Origin of the sequence: Pseudomonas ovata, from assembly GCF_003131185.1 — a bacterium.
Classification (GTDB): domain Bacteria; phylum Pseudomonadota; class Gammaproteobacteria; order Pseudomonadales; family Pseudomonadaceae; genus Aquipseudomonas; species Aquipseudomonas ovata.
In genome coordinates this window covers 31,760-51,041 of record NZ_QFFU01000002.1, presented here as the reverse complement: position 1 = coordinate 51,041, position 19,282 = coordinate 31,760, and the positions used below count along the sequence as shown (strand labels likewise).

Here is a 19,282-nt window from a genome sequence, read left to right as displayed (position 1 = left end):
GCCATGACCCGTAACGGCCCGCTGGCCCTGTCCTTTCATGCCCTGGTGATGCTGTTCATGCTCGCGCCCCTGGCGGTGGTGTGCCTGGTGGCCTTCACCCCGGAAAACACCTTGAGCCTACCGACCTCCGGCTTGTCGCTGCGCTGGTTCGCGGCGGTGTTCGAGCGCGCTGACTTTCTCGATGCGTTCTATAACAGCCTGCAACTGGCCGCGCTGTCAGCAACGCTGGCCACCCTGATCGCCGTGCCGGCGGGGCTGGCCCTGACCCGCTACAGCTTCCCCGGCCAGGGTTTTCTCAACGGCCTGTTGCTGTCGCCGATCATCATTCCGCACCTGGTGCTGGGGGTGGCGATGCTGCGCCTGTTCGCCCTGCTGGGTGTCAACGGCAGCTTCACCTGGCTGGTGCTGGCCCACGTGGTGGTCATTACGCCTTATGTGCTGCGCCTGGTGCTGGCCGCCGCCATCGGTATTGACCGCAGCGCCGAACAGGCCGCGCAAAGCCTGGGAGCGGGTCGCGTGACGATGTTCTGCAGGATCACCCTGCCGATGATCCTGCCGGGGGTCGCCGGTGGCTGGCTGCTGGCGTTCATCAACAGCTTCGACGAAGTCACGCTGTCGATCTTTATCACCTCGCCAGCCACCCAGACCCTGCCGGTGCGCATGTACGTGTACGCCACCGAATCCATCGACCCGATGATGGCGGCGGTGTCGGCGCTGGTGATCGGGGTCACGGCGCTGACCATGATTGCCCTGGATCGTGTCTACGGCCTGGACCGGGTCTTGGTGGGCAAACAATGAACCGTGCGCCCTTGTTCAAACGCCTGGCCGAGCACGACCGGCAACCGGTGACCTTTGTGCTCGACGGCCAGCCCGCCCAGGCCTTGGCCGGCGACACGCTGCTGACCGCCATCCTGACCTGCGATCAACACCTGCGCGGCAGCGATTTCAATGCCGAACCCCGCGCCGGCTTCTGCCTGATGGGCGCCTGCCAGGACTGCTGGGTGCGCCTGGCCGACGGCCGCCGCGTGCGCGCCTGCTCGACCTTTGTCGAACCGGACCTGTGCGTGACCCGTGATCCGGGGCGGTGCCTATGAGCCAGACCGTCATCATCGGTGCCGGTCCTGCCGGTATCCGTGCGGCGCAGACCCTGGTGGCCCATGGCGTGCGCCCGGTGCTGCTGGATGAAGCCAGCCGTGGCGGCGGGCAGATTTACCGCCAGCAACCGGCCAACTTTCGCCGCAGCGCCAGGGTCTTGTATGGCCTGGAGGCTGGCAAGGCCCAGGCGCTGCATGGCACGCTGGAGCAGTTGCGCCCTCATATCGACTACCGCCCCGACACGCTGGTGTGGAACGCCGAGCACCAGACTCTGGACACCCTGCACCAGGGCTCCCAGGCCGGCCAGCTTGACTACCAACGCCTCATCGTCGCCACCGGCGCCACTGACCGAGTGCTGCCGATTCCGGGCTGGACCCTGCCCGGCGTCTATACCCTGGGCGCGGCGCAGATTGCGCTGAAATTCCAGGGCTGTGCCATTGGCGAGCGCGTGGTGCTGGCTGGCAGCGGGCCATTGCTGTACCTGGTGGCGTACCAATACGCCAAGGCCGGTGCCACTGTGTGTGCCGTGCTCGACACCTCGCCATTCAGCGCCCAGGTGCGCGCCCTGCCCGGTTTGCTCTGGCAACCTGGCACCTTCGCCAAGGGCCTGTATTACCGCGCCTGGCTCACCGCCCACGGCATCGCGGTGCATCAGGGCGTCACCTTGCTGGGCGTCGAAGGCCAGCAGCGGGTCAGCGCGGTGCGCTGGAGCAAAGCCGGCCAGGTACAGACACTGGCCTGCGACGCGCTGGCCTTCGCCCATGCCTTGCGCTGCGAAACGCAACTGGCCGACCTGCTCGGCTGCACCTTCGCCTGGAGCCCGCTCAATCGCGCCTGGCTGCCCGAACGTGACGCGCTGGGTCGCGCCAGCCGCGAAGGCGTGTACCTGGCCGGCGACGGCGCCGGTATCCTCGGGGCCGATGGCGCGGAAATGACCGGCGAACTGGCGGCGCTGACACTGCTGGCCGATCAAGGCCTGCCCATCGACACCGTGCGCAGCGCGCAGCTGCAAAAGCGCCTGGCCCGGTTGCAGCGCTTTCGCCACGGCCTGGAACAGGCTTTTCCGTTCCCGCAAGACTGGGCCCGGCAGGCACCAGATGACCTGACCGTGTGCCGCTGTGAGCAAGTGACGGCTGGGGACATCCGCGACACCGTGCGCGCCGGGCATTGGGAGATCAACCGGGTCAAGGCTATATGTCGGGTCGGCATGGGCCGCTGCCAGGGCCGGGTCTGCGGCGCCGCCGCCATGGAACTGATTGCCTGTGAAAGCGGCCGGCCGGTTGATCAGGTCGGGCGCTTGCGCGGCCAGGCGCCGGTCAAGCCGCTGCCCTTTGGCCTGGAGATCGCCCCATGAGCCTCATCGAAGTGGACGTCGTGGTGGTCGGCGGCGGCATCGTCGGCAGCAGCGCGGCGCTGAACCTGGCACGCGGCGGCCAGCGCGTGGCGCTGGTCGAGCGGGACTTCTGCGGCTCGCATTCCAGCGGCGTGAATTACGGCGGCGTGCGCCGCCAGGGCCGGACCCTGGTGCAACTGCCGCTGTCGACCCGCGCTCATGCCATCTGGGGCCAGTTGCGCGACTGGATCGGCGTGGACGGCGAATACACCCGCTCCGGGCACTTGAAGCTGGCCCGCAGCGACGCGGACTTTGCCGCCTTGCAGGCCTATGAGCGCCAGACCCGGGATTATGACCTGAACCTGCAACTGCTGGACCGGCGCGCCCTGCGCGAGCGCTTTGCCTGGGTCGGCGACATTGCCGTCGGCGCCTCGTACTGCCCCGAGGACGGCCATGCCAATCCGCGCCTGGTGTCGCCGGCCTTCGCCCAGGCGGCGCAGCGCAGCGGCGCGCAGGTGTTTGAACAATGCCAGGTGCTGGAAGTGACGCACGATGGCCAGCGCTTTAGCGTGCAGTGCAGCAATGGCCTGACGCTGCGCGCCCCTTGGCTGCTGAATTGCGCCGGTGCCTGGTCGGCGCAACTGGCCGAGCGTTTCGGTGAGCCGGTGCCGCTGACCGCCGCGCACCCGGCCATGCTGGTGACCGAACCCTTGCCCCTGTTCATGACTGCCAGCACCGGGGTCGAGGGCGGTGGCATCTATGCCCGCCAGGTCAGCCGCGGCAATTGTGTGCTGGGCGGCGGACGCGGCTTTGCCCTGGGGCCCACCACTGCGCGTGCCGGTCAAGCCGCCGTGCTGGACATCCTGCGCAACGCCACCGAACTGTACCCGGCCCTGACCGGCGCCCAGGCCATCCGGACCTGGAGCGGCACCGAGGGCTACCTGCCCGATGACGAACCGGTGATCGGACCCAGCCTGACCCAACCCGGCCTGCTGCACGGCTTCGGCTTTGCCGGCGCCGGCTTCCAGATCGGCCCGGCGGCCGGTGAGGCCCTGGCGCAATGCATTCTGCTCGGTGCGCCACGGCTCAGCCTGGCCGCCTTTTCCATTGGTCGTTTTCACACGATTCCCACCCAGAAGGAACACCTGTCATGACGCACAAGCATCGTCTGCTCGCTCTGTTCTGCTGCCTGCCCGCCGTGGCCATGGCCGAGCCCACCCTGTACCTGGGCATGAACGGCGGCACCATGGAGCGGTTGTTCACTGACAACATTCTGCCCGCCTTCGAGAAAGCCAACGGCGTCAAGGTGGTGATCGTGCCGGGCACCTCGGCCGATATCCTGGCCAAGGTGCAGGCCACGCCGAACAAGCCGGCCATCCATGTGATGGTGCTCGACGACGGCATCATGTACCGCGCCATCGGCATGAACCTGTGCAGCACCCTGACGCCCAACCCGACCCTGGCGCAGTTGCCGGAGAAGGCGCTGATCAAGGACAAGGCCGCCGCCGTGAGCCTGGGGGTCACGGGGCTGGCCTACAACAGCCGTATGTTCAAGGAAAAAGGCTGGGCGGCGCCGACGTCCTGGAGCGACCTGAGTGATGCGCGCTTCAAGAACAAGGTGGTGTTCCAGTCGCTGGCGTCCTCGACCTTCGGCCTGCACGGTTTTCTGATGTACAACCGCCTGCAGGGTGGCGACGAGACCAACGTCGACCCGGGCTTTACCGCCTGGCCCAAGCAGGTCGGCCCGAACGTGCTGGAGTACATTCCCAATTCGGCCAAGCTGTCGGAAATGGTCCAGACCGACGAAGCTGCCCTCTTTCCGCTGACCCCGACGCAGGTGACCGCGCTCAAGCTCAAGGGCATCCCGGTGGAATACGCCGCGCCCAAGGAGGGCGCCGTGGTGCTCAACCAGGCCGAATGCGTGGTGGCCAACAATGACCAGCCGGAACTGGCGCAGAAACTGGCGCAGTTCCTGCTGAGCCCAGAAGCCCAGTCGCCGGCGCTGGAGCTGGGCGACCAGATCCCGTCCAACCCCACCACCCCGACCACCGACAAGACCCGTGGCCAGGTCGAGGCCATGCAGACCTACCTGAAGACCGCGGTGACCATCAACTGGGATGAAGTCAACAAACTGCGTCCGGAATGGAACGCACGCTGGAACCGGCAGATCGAACGGTAGGACCTGACGTACAGGCAGATAACGTGTGGGAGCGACCACCCGGTCGCGAAAGTGCCTCCATGATCCGGATCTATGGGATCGGGTTTGCCGCATTCGCGACCGTTGGTCGCTCCTACAAGACCTGTGTCGTGCGCGAAATAGAGCGCCAATACAGAACCCGTGGGAGCGACCACCGGTCGCGAATGCAGAGGCTCAGGCGCTGAAAATGTCGAATGTGTCGGCCCTTTCGCGACCGCTGGTCGCTCCTACAAGACCTGTGTCGTGCGCGAAATAGAGCGCCAATACAGAACCCGTGGGAGCGACCACCGGTCGCGAATGCAGAGGCTCAGGCGCTGAAAATGTCGAATGTGTTGGCCCTTTCGCGACCGTTGGTCGCTCCAACAGTGTTTTTTGAATCTCAGGAGGTGTTTCCATGCCCGCCACCGACAGCCTGCAACGCTTCATCGACGCTCAGGATCCGGTCTTCGATCAGGTCATGAGCGAGCTGCACGCCGGGCGCAAGACGAGCCACTGGATCTGGTTCGTGTTCCCGCAACTCAAGGGCTTGGGCCGTAGCTCGACAGCCGAGCACTTCGGCCTGGCCGACGGCGCGCAAGCCCGGGCTTACCTGGCCCATGAACGGCTCGGCTCCAGGCTTGTGCAGGCGGTCGAGGCCATGCTGCAGCACACCGATAAAAGCGCCCTGCACATCCTGGGCTCTCCCGATGACCTGAAGTTTCGCTCCTGCCTGACCCTGTTCGCCCATGTCGCGCCGGCGCCTGCGGTGTTCGAGCAGGCCTTGCGGCAGTTCTACCAGGGCGAACCCGACCCCAGGACATTGACCCTGCTCAATCAGGCCTCGATCAGCTGACACTCGAATTGTTGCGGCCAGTCCCGGCGCGTCAACACCTGGCCCTGCTCGCGCAGGCGGCGCACTTCTTCCAGGTCCAGCGTGGTGATCAACCATTGGCTGGCCGCCGGGCATAGCGTGTCACTTTCGGCCATCACACCAGTGGCCGGCATGCCGTAATCGGAAGGCACGTACAACGCTGCACGGCCGATGTTTTCATCCAGCGCCGGCGACCAGGGCGCCAGGCCCACGGTGGGCGATTGCAGGACCGCGATCTGGTTTTCCAGGGCGCGGGCCTGGGCGCCGATGCGCACGCGGTAGAAACCGGCCTCGGTGTCGGTGCAGCTGGGTGCCAGGATCAGGTCGGCCCCGCCTTCGGCCAGCCGCCGTGCCAGCATTGGAAACTCATTGTCGTAGCAGATCAGGATGCCCAGCTTGCCCAAGGGCGTGTCGAAGACCCGCAGCCCCTGGCCGGGCACGATGTTCCATTGCTCACGTTCGAAACGGGTCATGGTCAGTTTGTCCTGGCGGCCCAGGCAACCGTCCGGCCCGAACAGCCAGGCGCGATTGCGGTACTGGCCGTCGTCGTCCAGCACCGCCACGCTGCCTGGTTGCAGGTGAATGTTCAGGCGCCTGGCCAGGCCTTGGCACAGCTCCAGCCAGCGCGGCAGCAACGGCTGGATACCGGCAATCGAGGCCTGCAGGTCGCTGCGCTCGGCAGCCGGCAACTGGCCGGTCAGTACCAGGCCTGCGTATTCGGGCAACAGCAGCAACTGCGCGCCCTGTGCAGCGGCCTGCTCGCACAGACCGGTGAGATGAGCGGCGTAGGCGTCCCAGGTTTCCAGCAGGTCGATGTGGTACTGGCACGCGGCGACGGTGATCATTGGGCAAGTTCCTTGAGCCAGAACGACATGGGTTTGGCCGACTCACAGGTTTCATCCAGGTCGCGCCAGTGATACTCGGTGTGCAGTTCGGGGTGATGGCGGTAACCGCGACGAGCCCAGAAGGCATCCAGCGGCTGGTAGCCGGCCGGGCGGCGCGGATGATCGACAGGGCGCTGCACGGCGCAGAAGGCACACAGGTCGAAACGCTCCAGCGCCCGGGCATGGGCCTCGCGGGCGTCGAAAAAGCGCACGCCCAGGCCACGGCCACGCCAGGCCGGCAACACCACCGATTCGGCGCAGTAGAACACCCGCTGCGGGTCGAGGCCGGCCTGCCCGAACGGGCGCCGGAACGCCTCGGCCTCATCCGCCAACGGCAGCCCGGTGCTGGCGCCCACCACTTCGCCTGCGTCATCGTGCACCAGCACACACAGGCTGTCCGGGCTGCGCAGGTAGATCGACAGGTACTCGGCCTCGTAGGCCAGGGTGCCGTCGTACAGGTACGGGAACTCGCGAAACACCGTGATGCGCAGGTGCGCCAGCGCGTCGATAAAGGGCTCGATCTGCGCGCCCTTGAGCAATTGAATGTGCATGGGATACGCTCGCCAGCAAACAAGTGACGCTGGCAGACAGGCCAGCGACCGGCGCCGAACTTATCATGCGCGCAGCCCGTTTCGTCAATGCCCCCTCACAGGAACCTGTTCATGACCACCACCGAACTGATCCAGGCCTACTACGCCGCCTTCAACGCCGGCGACATGCCGGCCTTTCTCGAACTGCTGTCCGAGGATGTGGTGCATGACATCAACCAGGGCGAACGGCAGATCGGCAAGGCCGCTTTTGCCGCGTTCATGATCAAGATGAACCGCAGCTACCGCGAGCAACTGAGCGATATCGTGGTCATGCAGACCCCGGACGGCCTGCGGGCAGCCGCCGAGTTTGTCGTGCATGGCCAGTACCTGGCCGACGACGAGGGCCTGCCACCGGCCAACGGGCAGACGTACATATTGCCGGCCGGTGCCTTCTTCTATGTGGTCAACGGCAAGGTCGCGCGCATCAGCAACTACTACAACCTCAACGACTGGCTCGAACAGGTGGCGTGACCCGGTCGCCGGTGGCTGGCACACTGCGCTTTTGCCTGCGAGACCTTCAGCATGGATCTGCTTTTTCTGGGTACCTCCGCCGGAGCACCGACCAAGACCCGCAATGTCAGCGCCACCGCCATTATCGAGGCGTCCGGCAAAGCCTGGCACCTCGTCGACTGCGGCGAAGGCACCCAGCATCAACTGTTGCATAGCCCCTTGTCCGTGCGTGACCTGCGCGGCATTTTCATCACCCATGTGCACGGCGATCACTGCTTCGGCCTGCCCGGCCTGCTGGCCAGTGCCGGGATGTCCGGGCGTACCGAGCCGCTGGACCTGATTTTGCCGGCCGCCCTGCACGGCTGGGTACGCCAGAGCCTGGCAGTGAGCGAAAGCCATCTGCCGTTCGAGCTGCGCCTGCATGCTGTCGAAACCCTCGGCCCCTGGCGCAGCGGCACCCTTGAAGTGGGCACTGTCGAACTGTCGCACCGCGTGCCGTGCCACGGCTATGTGTTCACCGAAGCCGACACCGAGCCGCGCCTGGACACCGAGCGCCTGCTGGCGGCCGGCATTCCTCGTGGGCCGCTGTGGGGCCGGTTGGCGCGCCAGCATAGCGTCGAACATGACGGGCGCCTGATCGACCCGGCCGACTACCTGCTGGCCGGCCTGCCTGGGCGGCGCATCATCGTCTGTGGCGACAACGACCAACCCGGGTTGCTGGCTGACGCGGCCCAAGGCGCCGATGTGCTGGTGCACGAAGCCACTTTCACCCAATCGGTGCTCGCCCGCGCCCAGAGCACCTACGGTCACAGCACCGCAGCGGCCGTGGCGAAGTTTGCCGAGACCGCCGGCGTGCCCAACCTGGTGCTGACGCATTTCAGTGCGCGCTTCCAGGACAACCCGCAGCGCCGCCCGAGCATCGACGATGTCCGCCAGGAAGCGGCGGCACACTACAACGGTCGACTGGCCCTGGCCGCTGACCTGCAGCGCTACCACCTGGCCCGGGATGGCGGGCTGGTGCCGGTTGAAACACTGGCGCAGGCGCCCGCACAGCAAGCCGACAGGTCATGATCAGCCTGGCCGGACGCAGAGCGCTGTCGCGCAGCAAACATGAGGTGGTGTAGGAGCGCGCTTGCCCGCGACCGAGTGCGTAGCGCTCGCAAAATCTCGGAAACGCTGCAAATTTACGACTGCTAACGCAGCCGGTCGCGGGCAAGCGCGCTCCTACGGGGTTGAACTTAATAGCCAATAAAATCAAAGAGTTATTTTTTAGGAGAAGCGCACGCCCTGCACAATGGCCTTGCGCAGTACGTGCGACAGCTGGTCGATGGAATACGGCTTGTGCAGCAGTTCAAAGCCGTGGGTGCCGTGCCGGGCAATGACGTGGCTGTAACCACTGGTAAGCACAACCGGAAGACCGGCATGACGGCGGCGGATCTCCCTGGCCAGCTCGACCCCATCCAGGCCCGGCATCATTACGTCCGAGAACACCACGTCAAAACCGCCGCCCGCCGCTTGCAAGGCCTGCAGCGCCTCTTCGGCGTTGAGCGCCCAGCGTGTCTGGTAACCCAGCTCAGTCAGGGTTTGCACGGTAAAAGCGCCCACATCGGCATTGTCTTCGACCACCAGCACGCGTGTACCGTGGCCTTCCGGCAAGGGGGCCGGCTCAGCGTCACGGACCAAAGATGCGCCTGCAACGCGCGCCAGGTACAGGGTCAGGGTCGAGCCCCGGCCCACCTCGGTGATCACGCGCACTTCGCCCCCGGATTGCTTGGCAAAGCCAAACACCTGGCTCAGGCCCAGGCCGGTGCCCATGCCGACGCCCTTGGTGGTGAAAAAAGGCTCGAAGATGCGCTCCAGGTGCTCAGGCGCAATGCCGGCCCCGGTGTCAGTCACGGCAATGGCGATGAACTCGCCAGGCACCGCCGGGTGCGCACGCACCGCAGGAATTTCATCGACCGGGTACACACTCAGGCTCAGGCGCCCTTCTCCGCACATGGCATCACGTGCGTTCATCGCCAGGTTGACCATCGCCGTGTCGAACTGGCTGGGGTCGGCATTCACGTAACAGGGCTGGCCATGAATCGCCGTGGTGATCTGGATGCGCGAATCAGTCAGGGTGTCGAGCATGTCGACGAGTGCCGCGATGGCCTGGCCGACATTGAACGCCTCGGGCTTGAGCGATTGACGCCGCGCAAACGCCAGCAACTGGGCCGTCAGTCGCGCAGCCCGGTTCACCGTTTCGGAAATGGCGGTCACATAGCGCACGCGTCGCTCATCGGACAGGTTCGGTCGCGCCAGCAGGTCGACCGAGGAGCGGATCACGGTCAGCAGGTTATTGAAATCATGGGCAACCCCGCCGGTCAGTTGTCCGAGCGCTTCGAGCTTTTGTGCCTGGCGCAGGTGCTCCTCGGCCTTGCTGCGCTCTTCAATCGCCTCGGCAATACGTCGCTCCAGGGTGTCATTGAGTTCCTGCAGGCCTATTTCCAGCTGTTTCTGCTCGGTGATGTCCTGCAACAGACCGAAGATCCTGACGGCCTGGCCCTGCTTGTTGGTCAACGGCGTGCTGCGGATCAGGACCCAGCGAATGGCCTGGTCATTGGCCCGCCGGATCCGGCACTGGATATTCCATCCTGTGCCTTGGGCATTGGCCTGCCGATAGGACGCCTCTACCGCGTCCCGGTCTTCGGGCAGCACATGCTCGAGAAACGTCTGGAAGCCCCACTGCGCCACCGGCTTTTCGTAGCCCAATATCTGGTCATGGCGCAAGGCACGCACAGAGGTGTCGGTTTCGACCTCCAGCTCCCACTCGCCGATCTGCCCGGCCTCGACCGCCAGGCGTAGCCGGGCCTCGCTGTCGCGCAGCGTGGCAATGCGCCTGTCGCGGGCACGTTCCAGGTGCGAGGTGACCCGCGACAGCAGTTCGCGGGCCGAAAACGGTTTGATCAGGTAGTCATCGGCACCGGCCGACAGGCCTTCGACACGGGCTTCTTCACCGGCACGCGCCGACAGCAGCACGACCGGAACAGTCTGCAGCGCCGGGTCTTCGCGCACGGCACGCAGCAGGCCGAAACCGTCCAGCGCCGGCATCATCACATCCGTCAGAATCAGGTCGGGTTTACGCCGCCGGGCAGCGGCCAACGCCATTTCACCGTCCATTGCGGTTTCAACCGTCAATCCTTGAGCACGCAGCAGGCGGGTGATATAGGCGCGCATGTCGGCATTGTCATCGGCGAGCAAGACCCGTCCTCGAGCAACGCCCGGCAATGCTTCACTCTCAGCCTCGCTTGTCACCGTCTCGGGCAGCCAGCTGAGCGCCTCCTCCACAAACGCCTCGGCCACCGCAGCGGTCGAGGCCGGAAAGACCTCGGCGCCCTGGACGCTGACCGGCGCCAGGGCCCGGCCCAACGGCAGGCTGACGACAAAGGTACTGCCATGCCCGACCTCACTGCTGACCTCAAGGGTGCCCTGATGCAGGCGGACCAGCTCCTGCACCATGGCCAGGCCGATACCCGAGCCTTCGAACGAGCGGCCCTTGACGCCCTCGACCCGATGAAAACGCTCGAACAGCCGGGGCAGTTCGCGGGCGGCGATGCCGACCCCGGTGTCCTCGACGGCCACCCGTGCCTGCCGGCCATCCTCGCTCGCGTTCACCGTAATGCGGATATGCCCGGCCATCGTGAACTTGAAGGCATTGGAGACCAGGTTGAGGATTATCTTTTCCCACATGTCCCTATCCACCCAGGCGGTGTCGGGCAAGGGCGTGGTTTCGATGATCAGCTCAAGGCCGGCACGCTCGCAGGCCGAGCGAAAACTGGAGGCCAGGTCGGTGGTCAGGGTCACCAGGTCCACCGGTACGTAACGCGCCTGCGCCCGACCCGCCTCGATGCGCGAGAACTCCAGCAGCGAATTGACCAGCTTCAGCAACCGCTGGCCATTGCGATAAGCCAGCCGCACCCGCTCGACTTCGTCTGCCGGCAATTGCTCGGCCAGCGCCAGCGATTGCTCCAGGGGGCCGAGCATCAAGGTCAGGGGTGTACGAAATTCGTGGCTGATATTGGTAAAAAAGAGCGTCTTGGCCTGGTCGATCGCCGCCAGTGCTTCGGCGCGCTCGCGCTCCTGCGTCCGGACCAGGACCGTGGCCATGGCCGCCGACACCGCCGCCCCCAGCAATTCGTAAAAGCCGCGGTAGACATCGTTCAGTGGCAATCGCGGCGAAGCACCCGCCACGATCATCAACGAGGCGCCTGCGTCGCCGCTCGGGATCACCGCAAGCACGAACGCGGCAGCGGGCGGCTCCGGATATGGACCACAATTCGTCTCGGCGAACAGCGTGGCAATGTCATCGACCTGCAATGAGCCCTTGTGCGCCAACGCGGCACTTAACGGCCAGGGATGCTGGCTGTGCGCGTCGACCCGACGGGCGATGGCCGGGCAATCGGCGGCCACGCCGCTGTGGCGCACCAGTCGAAACCCCTGCGTCTGTGGCTCATGTTCGTAGAACAGCAGAAAAGGAATATCGAACGCAAAGTCCGCCAGCGTCTCGACGGTCAACTCGATCAGCGCCGGGATGTCGGCAGCGCCGCCCAGCCGGGCGGTCAAATCGCGCAAGGCACGCGTGCGCCGCTCGGCCAGGATCGTGGTGGTGGTTTCGGTCACCGGGTGAAACAGCCCGCCGATCCCGCCGCTTTCATCGCGGATGGGTGAGGTCGAGAAAGTAAAGAAGGTTTCTTCCAGGTAGCCGTTGCGGGCCAGGAACATGCGCTGGTTTTCAAGAAAACTGGTGTGCCCGGCCAGAGCCCGCTCGAAAGGTTCGCCAATCGCCGGCCAGGCGCTCGCCCAAGTGATGTGGTAGCCCTCGCCCAGTGCACGCGGATGGGCCTCACCACACACGACTTTATAACCGTCGTTGTAGATCTGGGTGTTTTCCGGGCCCCAGATGATATTGATCGGGAAGTTGGATGCCAGGCACAGGCTGACCGTGGTGCGCAGGCTCTGGGGCCATTGATCGATAGGTCCCAATGGCGTTGCCGCCCAATCCTTGTGCTGGATAAGGGCCGCCATCTCGCCGCCGCCTGACAAAAAGGAATGAGCCTTCAAAGATATGCACCGCCGAAAGGGTTGTTCTGTACCGGTGGCTGCGCGACCGGAAAAGCGTGAGGCAGACGTGGGTTGTTGCAACCAGGACGCTATGGCGTGTCGGCGTGCAAGCGATTGCTCTTCGCCGGCAACTACCAGGGTAGTCGCCTGTCTCAGTGGCGAGAAGCGCCAAGTGTAAACCAAGCGCTACACAAATCACCCGGCAAACGTTCCGGCCCGACAAGGTGCAATGGCTGTATGAACCGACCTGTAAAACCGCACATCGAGCGCGAGGCCGTCGACGTGTTCATGGCGCACTGGGAGGCCGGTGCTTTCAAGGCGCAGCGGCTGGGGCAGGCGTTCTATAACCACTTCAATCTGCACCGTCTCAGCGATCAACCTGCGCTGCTGGACCTGTATGCGGCCGACGGCAAGAAAGCCCTGAAATACATTGACGGGCTGTTCGAGATCAGTTGACCTCGCTGCGCATACTGCAACAGGTTGAACTTTGCCAAAGCCGCTGCCGTCTAGCCCATAAGCGCGTGCCAGAGCCACTGGCGCGGTCTTGAGGCAAGGTTTTTCACGGTCAGCAGCAGGTGATCCATGAGTCAGGGTTTATCCACCATACGCTGGATGCAGGGCGGTTTTGTCGGCGTGTTCATGCTCTGCGCGTGGGCGCCGTTCGACCGCCAGACCTGGCTGATGGAAAATGGCCTGATACTGATCGGCGCCATGGCGGTATGGCGGGCTCGCCTGCGGTTCTACTGGTCGCCGCGTTCCTGGGCTCAGGTGTTGCTGTTTTGTTGCCTGCACGAAGTGGGCACGCATTTCACTTACCCGCGGGTGCCCTATGACGCCGGGCTGGCCCAGCTCACAGGTATACGGCTCAATGACCTGTTGCAATGGGAGCGCAATCAATACGACCGTTTCGTGCACCTGGCCTTCGGGGTGCTGATGGCCTTGCCTTGTCGTGAAATCCTTGTTCGCCAGTGCGCCCTGCAAGGGGCCTGGGCCTCACTGCTGGCCTGGTCGCTGGTGCTGGCCACCTCACTGCTGTATGAACTGATGGAATGGGTCGGCGGCGACCTGTTCGGTGCCGGGACCTCATTCATCGGTGCACAAGGTGACGTCTGGGATGCGCAGAAAGACATGGCGCTGGCCACGGTCGGCGCCTTGGTGGTACTGATGTTGCGCGGGCACCAGGTTCGTGATGCCCTGACGGCGCCGGTCAAGTCTTCCAATACATGACCTTTGGGAGGGTGCTATCCCGCGATGAGGCCAGCAAGGCCGACTCATCTGCGGCGTCGGTCACACAGCCATCGCCAGCAGAGCTGCCTCCCACAAAGAGGCGCTGTCTTGCCCAGCGTCTCTATTTGCGCCGTTATCTGACGGCCATCATCCCTTCTCGATACCCGGTGCTTGAGCCGACGCCGACGCAGGCACGACCGGCGCGTGATCCAGCGCGGCGATTTCACGCTGGGCCTGCTTGAGGTCGAAAGCATTGTCCCACTTGGCAATCGCGATGGTACCGATGCCGTTGCCGATCAGGTTGGTCACCGCGCGCGCCTCGTTGAGAAAGCGGTCGATGCCCAGCAGCAACACCAGGCCCACCAACGGGATGGTGTGGATGGTGGTCAAGGTGGCGGCAAGCGTGACAAAACCGGCACCGGCCACCCCGGCCGAGCCCTTGGAGGTCAGCAGCAACACGCCCAGCAGCACACACTGGTCCATGAAGGTCAGCGGTGTGTTGGTGGCCTGGGCCACGAAAATCGCCGCCATGGTCAGGTAGATGCAGGTACCGTCGGCATTGAAGGTAAAGCCGGTGGGCAGCACCATGCCGACCACGGATTTCTCGCAGCCGAGCTTTTCCAGCTTGGCCATCATGCGCGGCAGCACCGATTCGGTGGAACAGGTGCCCAGCACGATCAGGATTTCATCCTTGAAGTAACGCAGGAACTGCATCAACGGCAGGCCGGACCAGCGCGCCACTGTGCCGAGGATCACCACGATGAACACCAGGGTGGTGAGGTACAGCGCGATCAGCAACTGTCCCAGCGACAACAAGGTGCCAATGCCGTACTTGCCGATGGTAAAGGCCATGCCTGCGCCGGCACCGATGGGCGCCAGGCGCATGACCATCGCGACGATCTTGAACAGCCCCTGCAGCAGCAGGTCGATGATGTTGATCAGCGGTTTGCTGACCGGCCCCATCTGCACCAGCGCCACGCCCATCAGCACCGACAGCAGAATGACCTGCAGCATCGAGCCCTTGGCAAAAGCGTCGATGAAGGTACTGGGGATGATATTGAGGAAGAAATCGACAGTGCCGCCCTGATCATGCGCCACCTGGGTGTACTTGCTGATGGCACTGCCGTCGAGTTTGGCCGAGTCGATGTTCATGCCCACGCCGGGCTTGATGACATTGACCACCACCAGGCCGATGACCAGCGCGATGGTCGAGAGCACTTCAAAGTAGATCAGCGCCTTGACGCCGATGCGCCCGACCTCCTTGATGCTGCCCATCTTGGCCATGCCGACCACCACGGTGCCGAAGATGATCGGCGCCAGCAGCATCTTGATCAGCTTGATGAAGCCATCGGCCAGCGGTTGCAGCCTGGCAGCAAAACCGGGTTCGAAGTAACCCAGGATGCCGCCGATCACGATGCCGATCAGCACCTGTACATAGAGCTGGCTGTACCAGCGCGTTGCAGACTTTTCCATGGTGTCGCACCTCGTGTTGTTTTTGTGTAGAGGGCAAAAAGCGGCCGCCTCGATCGAGACGGCCGCCACACAACGGCTTAACGCTCACCCAGCTCGCGCATCACCTCATACAGCGCGGCCTTGGCTTCAAAACCGACGCCCGGGATGTCCGGCAGGCCGACGTAGCCGTTCTCGACACGAATGCCGTCGGCAAAGCCGCCGAACGGCTGGAACACATCCGGGTAGGACTCGTTGCCGCCCAGATGCAGGCCGGCGGCGATGTTCAGCGACATCTGGTGACCGCCGTGCGGCACCACCCGGCGCGATGACCAGCCCAGCTCTTTCATCACTTCCAGGGTGCGCAGGTACTCGACCAGACCGTAGGACAGCGCGCAGTCGAACTGCACGAAATCACGGTCAGGGCGCATGCCGCCGTGGCGCAGCAGGTTGCGGGCATCCTGGTGGGAGAACAGGTTTTCGCCGGTGGCCATCGGCAGGTCATAGTGGTTGGCCAGCTCGGCCTGTAAGGCGTAGTCCAGCGGGTCGCCGGCCTCTTCGTACCAGAACAGGTCGTACGGCTTGAGGGCTTCGGCGTAGGCGATGGCCGTCTTGAGGTCGAAACGGCCATTGGCATCGACCGCCAGGCGCCGACCGCTGCCGACCACCTCCAGCACCGCCTCGATGCGTGACAGGTCTTCGGCCAGAGGCACCGCGCCGATTTTCATCTTCACCACGTCATAGCCGCGGTCCAGGTAGCTCTGCATCTCGGCCTTGAGCTGGCTGTGGTCCTTGCCGGGGTAGTAATAGCCACCGGCGGCGTAGACCCAGACCTTGTCGTCGGCCACACCTTCGCGGTAGCGGTCGGCCAGCAGCCGGTACAGCGGTTTGCCTTCGATCTTGGCCACCGCATCCCACACCGCCATGTCGATGGTGCCCACCGCCACCGAACGCTCACCGTGGCCACCGGGCTTTTCGTTGGTCATCAGGGTTTTCCAGATGGCGAACGGGTCAAGGTTGTCGTTGGCCTCATCAATCAGCGATTCAGGCTTCGCTTCGCTGATACGTGCCAGGAACCGGTCGCGCATCAAGGCGCCCTGGCCGTAGCGGCCGTTGGAGTTGAAGCCGTAACCGATGACCGGCTTGCCGTCACGAATCACATCGGTGACCACCGCCACGACCGAGCAGGTCATCTTGGAAAAGTCGATGTAGGCATTGGCAATGGGCGAGGCAATGGAAACGGTCTTTTCGCGGATATCAACGATGCGCATGGCGCTGTCCTCTTGTTGTGATGCAGGCAACGTTAGGCGCATCCAGGACGATCCGATAATGCTGTTATCGAGTCAGGCAATGCCATTTCGGCATAGCCTTTTGGCTTACTGATAGCGTGTTATTTCAGGCCGCCATGCTATAAAACGCCAAACCCATGCAGGCTCAGCATTACTTATGGAACTCGTCTGGCTTGAAGACTTTATTGCCCTGGCCGAGCACGGCAGTTTCATTCGTGCCGCCCAGACCCGGCACGTGACCCAGCCGGCGTTCAGCCGGCGCATCCGGGCGCTGGAGCAATGGATGGGTGTGGAATTGTTCCAGCGTACCTTTCAGGGCGCGACCCTGACCCTGGCCGGCGAACATGTGCTGGCCAGCATGCAGGACGCCACTGCCCGCCTGTACCGGATACGTGAAGAAGCGCGTGAAGTGGCCGGCACCGCAGCCAAGAGCCTGAAATTCTCGGCCACCCATTCACTGTCGTTCACCTTCTTTCCCAAGTGGATTCGCCAGCTCGGGCGTGGCGCGCCGATCGAGGCGGTCAGGCTGCAATCGGACAGCATGGCCGAATGCGAGCGCCTCCTGATGCACGGGCAAGTGCAGTTTCTGCTCAGCCACCGCCACCCGCAGGTGCCGCCGAAACTGCCGTTCGGCCAGTACCTGAGCAAGGCCGTGGGGGTCGATACACTGATTCCGCTGATGGGCCGCGATGCCGATTTTGGCGCTGACCTGCACACCCTGCCGTACCTGGCCTATACCCGCGAATCAGGCCTGGGCCGCATCCTGGAGCAGCAACTGCAGGACAAGGCCGGCTACCTGCACCTGCAACCCTCGTTCAGCAGCCACCTGGCAGCGGTGCTGACCTCCATGGCCCTGGAGAACAAGGGCGTGGCCTGGTTGCCCAAAAGCCTGACCGAACAGGAACGCGCCGATGGCAAGCTGGTGCGCGCCCTGGATGAGAGCTGGGACATTGCGCTGGAGATTCACCTGGCCCGCCCGGTGGCACAACTGCCACCGTTTGCCGAAGCGTTCTGGGAACAGCTGGAAAGCTACAGCGCGCCTGCAGGTTGATCACGAAGGGTTGTCGAAGTCCGGAAAGGGATGACGCAGCGGGCGCGGTGTGTCTGGCGGTGTACTGACGGCAGGAACGTCGACCAGAGGCCATCGCCCCAGCGCCTCATAACGGCCCTTGTAGGACTCGTAGAGCACGAACTCGCGCGCCTGCCAGCGAAAATCGGGCTCGATCATGGCTTCGGGCACCGGATCCCGGTAATCGCGCATCAAGGTCACATGCGGAATGAATTCGCGGGCATCGGGTGTCAGCCCCAGTGGCAACATGGCCTGTTGCAGGTCATAGACCCAGCGCAGGAAGACCGGCGAGGTCTGGCTCGAGGTCAGCGCCAATGTCTGGCTGCGGCGCCGGGCGTCTAACTGATCCAGTTCCAGGGTCAGCGGTGCCGTCAACGGAAGCAGCCGTGCGGCGGTTTCGAGGATGGCAGGTATCTGCCTGCTGCCGACGTTGCCGAGAAACATCAGGGTCAGGTGAAAGTTTTCCGTGGGCACCGGCCGGCCGCTGCGTAAACGCAAGTCGGTGCGCCAGCGAGCAATGGCCTTGCGCTGCGCCGCCTCGCACGGCAAGGCAAAGAACAGCCGCTTGAACGGCTCGGTTGAAACAGCCTCGTTGATCATCAAACAACACTCCTGATTCGGGCTCGATGGCTTTTGACCCCGTGGCCCGCTATCGCGTTCACAGCCCTGATTCGCGGATCAGCGTGGCCACCAGGGCTTGCGCCGACATTTCGCGGGCCAGCGGAGCGCCCTGTCCGGCCCAGTGTGCGGCACATTCGTGGTTGCCGGACCGAGCCGCTGCCGCATTGAGCTGCTTGGCCGCGTCATAAGCCAGCGGATACGCTGCCGGCATTACCCCGCCGCGCTCGGCATGCTCGATAAAGCTGTTGAGCAGGCCTCGGGCCGGGCGGCCTGACAAGGTCGAGGTCAGGCGTGTGAAGGCGGCGCGTGGACTTTTCAGATGCGTCCGATACCCCTCGTTGGCCGCCGATTCGGGGCACAGGATAAACGCGGTGCCCAATTGCGCCGCCGCTGCACCCAGGTCCAGCGCGGCGCGAATGCCCTGCCCGTCCATGATGCCACCGGCGGCGATAATCGGCAGGTCGATGTGCTTGACCAGCAGGCGCACCAGCACCGAGGTGCTCAGTTGCTCATCACTGGCCTGCGGGTCGAACAGACCGCGATGCCCGCCGGCCTCGATGCCTTGCGCCACGATGGCGTCGAAACCCAGTTGCTGGATCTGCAAGGCCTCGGCCAGGCAGGTGGCCGTCGCCAGGGTGCAGATGCCCGCCTGCTTGAGGGCCTGCAATTGCGCGGCCGACGGCAGGCCAAAATGAAAACTGACCACTGCCGGCCGGGTGTCCAGCAGCAGATCGAATACCGCATTGTCCTGGGCAAAGCTGGTGTAGATCTCATCCAGCGTGGCGGGCACTGGCGCCTGGAACTGCTCGAACAGCGGCCGCAGATGCGCCAGCCAAGCGCTTTCGCGCGCCGGGTCACGCACGGCAGGTGCATGGCAAAAGACGTTGACGTTGAACGGCCGGTCGGTCAGTGCCTGGGTCTGCTCGATCATCGCTCGGGCCTGGGCCACGCTGCTGGCGCCGATGCCCAGGGCACCCAGGCCACCGGCATTGCTCACCGCCGCGGCCAGTTGGGGAGTGGCCACGCCGGCCATGGGCGCCTGGAGGATGGGCTGGATGCCAAGCCTGTCTGCAAAAGCGTGGGGGTCAGTCATGGTGCGGCTCCTTGGCGTCAGGGAATCGGATGTTG

18 protein-coding genes are annotated in these 19,282 nt (G+C 64.4%); 11 read left to right on the top strand and 7 right to left on the bottom strand.

What is annotated here, in order from left to right; genetic code table 11:
* Positions 1-3 precede the first annotated feature (3 nt).
* From DGA31_RS03340 to DGA31_RS03315, 6 genes are all read left to right on the top strand, one after another.
* Positions 4-798 (top strand): ABC transporter permease, encoded by a 795-nt coding sequence (locus tag DGA31_RS03340; protein WP_056839745.1) that lies wholly within the window; start codon positions 4-6, stop codon positions 796-798.
* Positions 795-1,094, top strand: coding sequence for a (2Fe-2S)-binding protein (locus DGA31_RS03335; protein ID WP_056839744.1), 300 nt, complete (start codon positions 795-797; stop codon positions 1,092-1,094). Before DGA31_RS03340 ends, DGA31_RS03335 begins: the two co-directional genes overlap by 4 nt.
* The gene (locus tag DGA31_RS03330; RefSeq protein ID WP_056839743.1) at positions 1,091-2,449 is read left to right on the top strand and encodes an FAD/NAD(P)-dependent oxidoreductase; all 1,359 of its coding nucleotides are present in this window, start codon (positions 1,091-1,093) and stop codon (positions 2,447-2,449) included. Before DGA31_RS03335 ends, DGA31_RS03330 begins: the two co-directional genes overlap by 4 nt.
* The gene (locus DGA31_RS03325) at positions 2,446-3,582 is read left to right on the top strand and encodes an NAD(P)/FAD-dependent oxidoreductase (RefSeq protein WP_109511542.1); all 1,137 of its coding nucleotides are present in this window, start codon (positions 2,446-2,448) and stop codon (positions 3,580-3,582) included. The genes DGA31_RS03330 and DGA31_RS03325 overlap by 4 nt, the downstream gene beginning before the upstream one ends.
* Positions 3,579-4,607, top strand: a complete 1,029-nt coding sequence (locus tag DGA31_RS03320) for an ABC transporter substrate-binding protein (protein ID WP_056839741.1) — start codon at positions 3,579-3,581, stop codon at positions 4,605-4,607. Before DGA31_RS03325 ends, DGA31_RS03320 begins: the two co-directional genes overlap by 4 nt.
* Positions 4,608-5,019: 412 nt before the next feature.
* Positions 5,020-5,457 (top strand): DUF1810 domain-containing protein, encoded by a 438-nt coding sequence (locus DGA31_RS03315; RefSeq protein ID WP_109511541.1) that lies wholly within the window; start codon positions 5,020-5,022, stop codon positions 5,455-5,457.
* Here the strand turns inward: DGA31_RS03315 and DGA31_RS03310 are convergent.
* Both DGA31_RS03310 and DGA31_RS03305 read right to left on the bottom strand, forming a co-directional pair.
* Positions 5,439-6,320: a carbon-nitrogen hydrolase family protein gene (locus DGA31_RS03310; RefSeq protein WP_109511540.1), complete on the bottom strand. Its 882-nt coding sequence runs from the start codon at positions 6,318-6,320 to the stop codon at positions 5,439-5,441. The genes DGA31_RS03315 and DGA31_RS03310 overlap by 19 nt on opposite strands.
* The gene (locus DGA31_RS03305; protein WP_109511539.1) at positions 6,317-6,910 is read right to left on the bottom strand and encodes a GNAT family N-acetyltransferase; all 594 of its coding nucleotides are present in this window, start codon (positions 6,908-6,910) and stop codon (positions 6,317-6,319) included. Before DGA31_RS03305 ends, DGA31_RS03310 begins: the two co-directional genes overlap by 4 nt.
* Positions 6,911-7,021: 111 nt before the next feature.
* On the opposite strand from DGA31_RS03305, the gene DGA31_RS03300 reads away from it, so the two are divergent.
* Positions 7,022-7,420, top strand: coding sequence for a nuclear transport factor 2 family protein (locus DGA31_RS03300; protein WP_056839737.1), 399 nt, complete (start codon positions 7,022-7,024; stop codon positions 7,418-7,420).
* A 51-nt stretch (positions 7,421-7,471) separates the two neighbouring features.
* Positions 7,472-8,470, top strand: coding sequence for a ribonuclease Z (locus DGA31_RS03295; protein ID WP_109511538.1), 999 nt, complete (start codon positions 7,472-7,474; stop codon positions 8,468-8,470).
* Between the two features lie 198 nt (positions 8,471-8,668).
* Here the strand turns inward: DGA31_RS03295 and DGA31_RS03290 are convergent, their stop codons facing one another.
* Positions 8,669-12,463, bottom strand: coding sequence for a response regulator (locus tag DGA31_RS03290; RefSeq protein WP_241509517.1), 3,795 nt, complete (start codon positions 12,461-12,463; stop codon positions 8,669-8,671).
* 273 nt (positions 12,464-12,736) lie between these two features.
* Here DGA31_RS03290 and DGA31_RS03285 point away from each other — a divergent pair, with 273 nt between their 5' ends.
* Positions 12,737-12,955 (top strand): hypothetical protein, encoded by a 219-nt coding sequence (locus tag DGA31_RS03285; protein WP_109511536.1) that lies wholly within the window; start codon positions 12,737-12,739, stop codon positions 12,953-12,955.
* 126 nt (positions 12,956-13,081) lie between these two features.
* The gene (locus tag DGA31_RS03280; RefSeq protein WP_109511535.1) at positions 13,082-13,726 is read left to right on the top strand and encodes a DUF2238 domain-containing protein; all 645 of its coding nucleotides are present in this window, start codon (positions 13,082-13,084) and stop codon (positions 13,724-13,726) included.
* A gap of 147 nt (positions 13,727-13,873) precedes the next feature.
* Here DGA31_RS03280 and dctA read toward each other — a convergent pair whose 3' ends face one another.
* Together dctA and DGA31_RS03270 are read right to left on the bottom strand one after the other, a co-directional pair.
* A complete protein-coding gene (gene dctA, locus DGA31_RS03275) occupies positions 13,874-15,199 on the bottom strand; it encodes a C4-dicarboxylate transporter DctA (RefSeq protein WP_109511534.1) in 1,326 nt (441 codons plus the stop codon).
* Between the two features lie 77 nt (positions 15,200-15,276).
* Complete coding sequence (locus tag DGA31_RS03270; RefSeq protein WP_056839731.1) at positions 15,277-16,446, bottom strand: mandelate racemase/muconate lactonizing enzyme family protein; 1,170 nt, start codon at positions 16,444-16,446, stop codon at positions 15,277-15,279.
* A 175-nt stretch (positions 16,447-16,621) separates the two neighbouring features.
* On the opposite strand from DGA31_RS03270, the gene DGA31_RS03265 reads away from it, so the two are divergent.
* Positions 16,622-17,515: a LysR family transcriptional regulator gene (locus DGA31_RS03265; protein ID WP_056839730.1), complete on the top strand. Its 894-nt coding sequence runs from the start codon at positions 16,622-16,624 to the stop codon at positions 17,513-17,515.
* Here the strand turns inward: DGA31_RS03265 and thpR are convergent, their stop codons facing one another.
* Complete coding sequence (thpR, locus tag DGA31_RS03260; protein ID WP_082481628.1) at positions 17,516-18,133, bottom strand: RNA 2',3'-cyclic phosphodiesterase; 618 nt, start codon at positions 18,131-18,133, stop codon at positions 17,516-17,518. It lies immediately after the preceding gene.
* 58 nt (positions 18,134-18,191) lie between these two features.
* Positions 18,192-19,247: an NAD(P)H-dependent flavin oxidoreductase gene (locus tag DGA31_RS03255; RefSeq protein ID WP_109511533.1), complete on the bottom strand. Its 1,056-nt coding sequence runs from the start codon at positions 19,245-19,247 to the stop codon at positions 18,192-18,194.
* Positions 19,248-19,282: the final 35 nt, after the last annotated feature.